We start from the raw sequence: 5,840 nt of genomic DNA on the forward strand, positions 1-5,840 counted from the left end.
GTACCGGGGTCTCCCGGGCCGCCGCCGGCGCCTTGCCGGCGTCGAGACTGCCCAGCAGTCGACGCATGGTGGCCAGCGTCGCCCTCGACGCGGCGGCGACGTCGTCCAGGCTGCCCGCCTCCGCCGAGGAGATCACCCGGGCGGTCTGCTGGAGTACCGTCTCCCGCAGACCACCGGCGACTCGCTGCCGCTCGCTGTGCGCCAGCTCCCTCGCGCCCGCCAGCAGAGCCGTGAGTGCCGCGTCCTGACGGCCCAGCTCCCGCCGACGGCGCCTGTGCATCAGCCACCCCGCCCCCCAGGCGGCCGTCAGCCCCAGGCCGAGAAGGACGAACATCAGGACAAGGGCGAAGAACCCGTGGAGCAGCAGCTGGAGCAGGGAGCCGACCGGCTCCCCGAGCAGGGTTCCGTCGACGGCGAAGGCAGCCGTCATCGAGACGCCGAACGAGACGACCGCCGCGGGAACCGCCAGGTACGACAGCCGGAGACCGGACGGGTACGGCGTCGGTGGAGTCGACGGCCCGGGATACCGGGCGGCGGACGCGGGTCTCAGCCAGCGGCCGTAGGCCGCGACGGCGTAGACGGCGGCCAGTTCGACGACTCCACCGCCCAGGAGGGAGGCGGCGGCGGACGGCGGCAGCACGCCGCCGTGGAGCAGCACCGGCCATGCGAGGGCGGTGGCTCCGACGGCCGCGAGCACGAGCCACGGGGCGCGCCGTCGCCACCACAGCGGCACCGCGTGCACGGTCAGGACCAGTGCGAGCAGCAGGCACGCCTGGACCCCGTACCCGGCGTCCCGCGCGTTCGTCAGGGCGAAGCTCCACGACGCCACGGCGGCCGAGGCGACGACCGCCCCGTCCGCGATCCGCTGCTCGCGCGGGAAGTCGCGTCTGCGTCCCGTGACGGGCCGCTGTGCGGGTGGGGCGTCGGGGAGCAGGGCGTGCACGCGCCAACCCCCTTCGGGGCGGGGCCCTGCGGACAGTTGCCCGCCGACGGCTTCGGCGCGCCGGCGCATGCCCGCCACTCCCCGACCGGAGCCGATGTCCAGCGTGTCGCCGCCTGCGCCACTGGCTGGCTTGCCGTTGTCGACGGTCAGTCGCAGGGTGTCCCCGGTTCGCTCCGCCCGGACGCTGACCGGGGCGCCTGGTGCGTAGCGCAGCGCGTTGGTCAGCGCCTCCCGGATGATGCCGTGGGCCGCCTCCGCCGCGGGGCCGGCGAGGTCGGCGGGCAGGGAGACGGAGATGGGGCGGCCCAGCCTGCCGAAGCCGGCGATCAGGGCCTCGATCGGAGCGGTCATCGACGGGAGCGCCGGTGTGTCGCCCGCCTGCATGACGGCCACGAGGCGCCGCAGCGCGGACTGGGTGTCGCGGGCGGTGCGACTCGCGAACTCCAGTGCTTCGGCGGCCAGTTCGGGCCTGGTGCCACCGAGTCTGCGCGCAGCCTCGACGGACACCACGACCGAGGTGAGGTGGTGCGCGCTGATGTCGTGCAACTCGTGGGCCAGCCGCTCCCGTTCGGTGCCGGCGGCCTGCTCCCGCTCCTTCTCGGCACGGGTCAGCTGCTCCTTCGCCGCCTGCCGTTCCCGCCGCCGGTGCCGGTGGCCCACGCCGAGGGCGGCCGTCAGCAGGTGGAGGCCGACGGCGATGAGCCACTCGGAGAGGAGCACGCCGCCGAAGCCGTCCCGTACGAGCGCCGGCAGGGGGTCGGCGAGGACGGCCGCGGTGGTCGCGCCCAGGGCGACGGGCCAGTCGCACAGCGCGGTGACGGAGAACAGCGCCACCAGGACCGCCAGCCCCGGCACCAGGACCAGCAGGTCGGGGGGCGCCAGGACCTGCCCCAGCACGGACACCGTGAGGATCGTGCCGAGGGCGACGAGCGGCGTCCGGTTGCGTCGTTCGAGCGCCACGACGGCGCATACCGTGGCGGACCAGGCGGTGATCCACGCCGTGGTGCTCGGCGGCTCCTCCAGCATCGGGACCGTGGCGAACATCAGCGCCGACTGCACCACCGCGAACAGGGCCGGCAGAAGCCAGCCTCGGGCTCTCCCCATTGACGCGAGTGTAGAGACCTTCGCAGGGCCGCGTGCCGACGGGCCCTCGCTCCTCGCGGGCTCCACGGCCCCTCCTTCGCTGCTGGCTCCACGGGCCCACCTGCGCCGCGGGCTGCACACCCGCCCCTTCGCCGCGGGCTCTCTACCCAGCGACCTATGCGCTCTTCCTCCCGGCGGTCGACGCCGTGGTGGCCCCGGCGCGCCAGGATCGTTCGCATGGAGAGAACCGATGTCCTCGTCGCCCTGGTCTCCGCGCTGGCCCTTGCGGCCATCGTGTGGTCCAAGCCGTTGCAGAAGCTGTCGTTCTGGGTCTTCGTCATTCTGTGCGTCGTCTTCTACCCGGTGGGCCGGGAGCTGTTCTCGGTGCTGGAATCGGCCTCGGGCACCACCGGCAGCGTGGCCGAGTGGATCTTCATGTGGAGCGTGGACGTCCTGTTCGCCGCGCTCGTCGTGGCGGTCCACCGGGGGATCAGGTCCTTCCAAAGCACCCGCGCCGATCGCGTCTGCCACTCCGGGGACATCGACGTGTGAGGGGCCGCCCGTCCCTCCGCGGCGGGCGCCCGAACGGGCAACGCCGGACACGACACCCGCGGCCCCCGGAGGCCTGCCCGAGACGCCGGGCGTCAGTGTCCTTATTCCCTGTTCTGTCGGTGCGCGGTGCTGCCCTCGCGGTAGAAGACGTACCCCCCGTGGTGCAGTACGTCTCCGTCGAAGGTCCCGTCCGCGCTGAACCCGGTGTCGTCGACGTACTCGATCCGCGTGCCGGAGACCTGGTACGAACCCGTGTACGCGCTCTCCCGGTCTCCGCGGGCCTCGTCGTAGCGGCCGTTCGCGAGCAGCTCCTGACGGATGTGCCCGTCCGCGGTCACCCACATCCCGACGTACGGGTGCGGCGAGACGCGTGTGGTCCCGGTCGGACCCCCGCGCGGTGGTGTCGCCGCGGCCGGGGGCTGCTGCCGGCTGCGCGGCGCGGTCTCACCGGAACCCGGCTCCCTCCCGCTGTCCGGTGCGGCGGTGCACGCGGTGAGTCCGATGACGAGGACGGCGACGCACGCGGCGCCGGCCCTGCGCGCGGAGCGGGTCCTCACGTGGCCTGCCTCGGCGAGTCGTCCAGGTGCCCGGAGCCGGTGGTCGCCGCCAGGGATCCGAGCAGGCGGAGCGCGTCCGCCGTCCCGGTGCCCTCCTGGGCGTGGTAGACGATCAGCTGCTGGCCCGGGGCGGACCGCACGTCGAAGGTCTGCATGCGCAGGGTGAGTTCGCCGACCTCGGGATGCAGCAGCACCTTCGCGGCGTCGCTCTTGCCCCGCGCGTCGCGCCGCTGCCAGAGGTCGGTGAACTCGCGGCTGCTCTCCGAGACCGTCTGCAGTACCTCGTGGATCCGCGGATCGTTCGGCCGGGCGCCCTCCAGGAAGCGGAAACCCGCGACCGCGTTGGCCGCGGCCTTCTCCCAGTCGGCGTGGAACGCGCGGACCGACGGGTCGAGGAACATCGTGAGCAGCACGTTCGCGCCGGGTGGGAGGTGGGGGAAGAGGGCCCGGGCGAGCGTGTTCGCGGCCAGGACGTCGTAGGCCCGTCCCAGGAGCAGGGCCGGCGTGCGGTCCCACAGTTCGGCCAGCTTCAGCAGTTGGGGGTCCGCTCGTTCGACGCTGCCCTCGTTGCGCGGGATCGGGGTCAGGCCCGCGATCCGGTACAGGTGCAGCCTGCCGTCGTTGTCCAGCAGCAGTGCGTCGCTCAGGGCGTCCAGGACCTGCGGTGACGGGCGCCGCTCACGGCCCTGTTCCAGCCGCAGGTAGTAGTCGACGCTGATGCGGGCCAGCATCGCGACTTCTTCGCGGCGCAGCCCGGGGACACGGCGCCGCCCGTCCTGGGGCAGACCGACGTCGGGCGGCGTCACCTGCGCGCGCCGACCCCGCAGGTAGTCGCCCAGTTTTGAGGTTGTCATGCAGGCCAGGCTAGGTCGCCCGGTGGCCGGGAGCCTGGTCCCAGTGCACCCAGGACGGACGCGCTCCTCCGGGGCGTCCCACCCCGGGGCGGCCCACCACATGACCGGTACCGGCCACGGGCTCTCCACCGCCCCGTGCCCGGTGGGGAGGGAAGGCGTCGACGCGGCTGCCTCGCGGTGGCCGGGATCGGTGGTGTGGGGACGAGGCTGCGGGTAGGTGTGTCCAGAGCTGAGGTGAGGATGATCCTCAGCAACCGACAACCGGCTCCGACACCGACACCGACAGAAGGGACACCCAACGATGGACTCCCCCACGGCAACCTCCACGGAGACCTTCGAGACGGCCTCGGCCACCCTGGGCGAGCAGCTCCTGCTCCTCTCGCTGGACGACGAGTCCGGTACCGCCAAGGAGTCGGCGAAGGTCGCCCCGGCGATCGCCGCGGCCGAACTGGTGGAACTCGCACTGGCCGGCCGGATCGACGTGACCGACGACAGGGTCACCGTCGTCGACGCGACACCGCTGGGCGAGCCCGCCCTGGACGCCGCGCTCGAAGCCGTCGCCGCCCGGGAGAAGCCGGGCAACACCAAGGACTGGGTCGACCGCCTGAAGACGGACGCCGTGGCCCGGGCGAACGCGGGGCTGATCGACAAGGGGCTGGTCCGCGAGGAGAAGAAGAAGGTGCTCGGCCTCTTCCCCGTGCGCCGCTACCCGGAGGCCGACGGCTCGGTGGAAGCGGCGGTACGGCGGCGCCTCCACGCGGTCGTGCTGGAGGGCGCGGCACCGGACGAGCGCACGGCGAGCCTGGTCGCCCTGCTGCACGGCGCGAAACTGCACCGCTTGGCTTTCCCGGACGCCGACGCGCGCCGGGTGGAGAAGGCGATGGAGGCGATCTCGCGGGACGAGTGGTCCGCAGCGTCGGTGCGTCACGTCGTGAAGGCCGCGGAGGACGCCCTCATGACGATCATCACGGTGACGACCACCACGGCGGTCATCACGAACTGACGCTCCCCGAGACCGCGCCCCACCGGAGAGCGGGGGCGCCGTCCTCGGCGAGCACCTCCGCCAGCAGGTCGCAGTAGCGTCGCAGGTCCTCGTGCCAGCCGACGAAGGTCGCGAAGTCCCGCATGTGCACGGCCAGTCGGAGTGTGGCCGCGCGTTCGGTGCCGGGCGGGAGGGCGGCGACGCGGGCGGGGTCCGCGCTGCCGGCGTAACCGGAGAGCAGGGCGTGTGCCGCCGCCGGGTAGTCGACCGGTGGCCCCTGCCCGGCGGCACCGAGACCGTGTGCGGCAGCGGCACGCAGTTCGTGCAGTTCCCCGAGGATCCAACCGAGGTCGAGGGCCGGGTCACCGCCGGTGACCTCCTCCCCGGTGAGCAGGTCGGCCCGGCCGCCGGCGGCGGACGGGACCAGCCAGCCGATGCTCGGCGCACCGTGCAGCAGGACCGCGCCCGATCCTCCGGGGGATTCGCTCGCGGCTTCGGACCAGTCGGTCAGCCGGGCCCACAGTGAGGGGCCGAGCCGGGCGCGGGCCAGTGTGCGCAGCCGGGTCGCCTCCGGGGTGGTCTCCTCCCCCACGGCCCAGGCGCGAAGTCGCCGCAGGCCGGGGTGGGGCGGCCGTTCGGGGAGGTCCCACGGCTCCCGGTGCAGCCGCCGCAGTGTCCTGCCCGCGTCCGCCAAGGCGCTCACCGCCAGGCGGTGGGTGGTGCTGTCACCGGAGGGCAGCAGCCGGGCCGCAGAGACGGCGCCCCGCACGCGGTAGAGCACGCCCTGCCGCGCCTCACCGTCCGGCGTCGGGCCACCGGCCCACTCCCCCAGGACGAGCCGGGCACCGGGCCGCCCGTCCGCTTCGGCG

General features: G+C 73.8%; 6 protein-coding genes. 2 read left to right on the forward strand and 4 right to left on the reverse strand.

The genetic code is table 11. The features are described from left to right. On the reverse strand, positions 1-2,047 hold a 2,047-nt coding region (locus ACYVE9_RS13580; protein WP_461028078.1), incomplete at its 3' end, for a sensor histidine kinase. A gap of 216 nt (positions 2,048-2,263) precedes the next feature. Here ACYVE9_RS13580 and ACYVE9_RS13585 point away from each other — a divergent pair. Next, positions 2,264-2,578 carry a hypothetical protein gene (locus ACYVE9_RS13585; protein WP_461028079.1) on the forward strand — a complete coding sequence of 105 codons (315 nt, stop codon included), beginning with the start codon at positions 2,264-2,266 and terminating at the stop codon, positions 2,576-2,578. A gap of 101 nt (positions 2,579-2,679) precedes the next feature. Here ACYVE9_RS13585 and ACYVE9_RS13590 read toward each other — a convergent pair whose 3' ends face one another. Further along, positions 2,680-2,922 carry an Atu4866 domain-containing protein gene (locus ACYVE9_RS13590; RefSeq protein WP_461028083.1) on the reverse strand — a complete coding sequence of 81 codons (243 nt, stop codon included), beginning with the start codon at positions 2,920-2,922 and terminating at the stop codon, positions 2,680-2,682. Positions 2,923-3,131: 209 nt separating this feature from the next. Continuing rightward, positions 3,132-3,989: a helix-turn-helix transcriptional regulator gene (locus tag ACYVE9_RS13595; RefSeq protein ID WP_461028080.1), complete on the reverse strand. Its 858-nt coding sequence runs from the start codon at positions 3,987-3,989 to the stop codon at positions 3,132-3,134. 301 nt (positions 3,990-4,290) lie between these two features. Between ACYVE9_RS13595 and ACYVE9_RS13600 the strand changes: the two genes are divergently transcribed. Beyond that, complete coding sequence (locus tag ACYVE9_RS13600) at positions 4,291-4,992, forward strand: GOLPH3/VPS74 family protein (protein WP_461028081.1); 702 nt, start codon at positions 4,291-4,293, stop codon at positions 4,990-4,992. On the opposite strand, the gene ACYVE9_RS13605 is transcribed toward ACYVE9_RS13600, so the two are convergent. Then, the coding region (locus ACYVE9_RS13605) for a phosphotransferase family protein (protein ID WP_461028082.1) at positions 4,982-5,840 on the reverse strand (859 nt) is incomplete at its 5' end. The two genes, ACYVE9_RS13600 and ACYVE9_RS13605, sit on opposite strands and share 11 nt — an antisense overlap.

The organism is Streptomyces sparsus (assembly GCF_054776295.1).

Excerpts from the sequence above, each read along its gene's own strand:
- ACYVE9_RS13590 (WP_461028083.1), bottom strand. The coding sequence starts at position 2,922 with ATGTGGGTGACCGCGGACGGGCACATCCGTCAGGAGCTGCTCGCGAAC.
- ACYVE9_RS13600 (WP_461028081.1), top strand. The coding sequence starts at position 4,291 with ATGGACTCCCCCACGGCAACCTCCACGGAGACCTTCGAGACGGCCTCG.
- ACYVE9_RS13595 (WP_461028080.1), bottom strand. The coding sequence starts at position 3,989 with ATGACAACCTCAAAACTGGGCGACTACCTGCGGGGTCGGCGCGCGCAG.
- ACYVE9_RS13585 (WP_461028079.1), top strand. The coding sequence starts at position 2,264 with ATGGAGAGAACCGATGTCCTCGTCGCCCTGGTCTCCGCGCTGGCCCTT.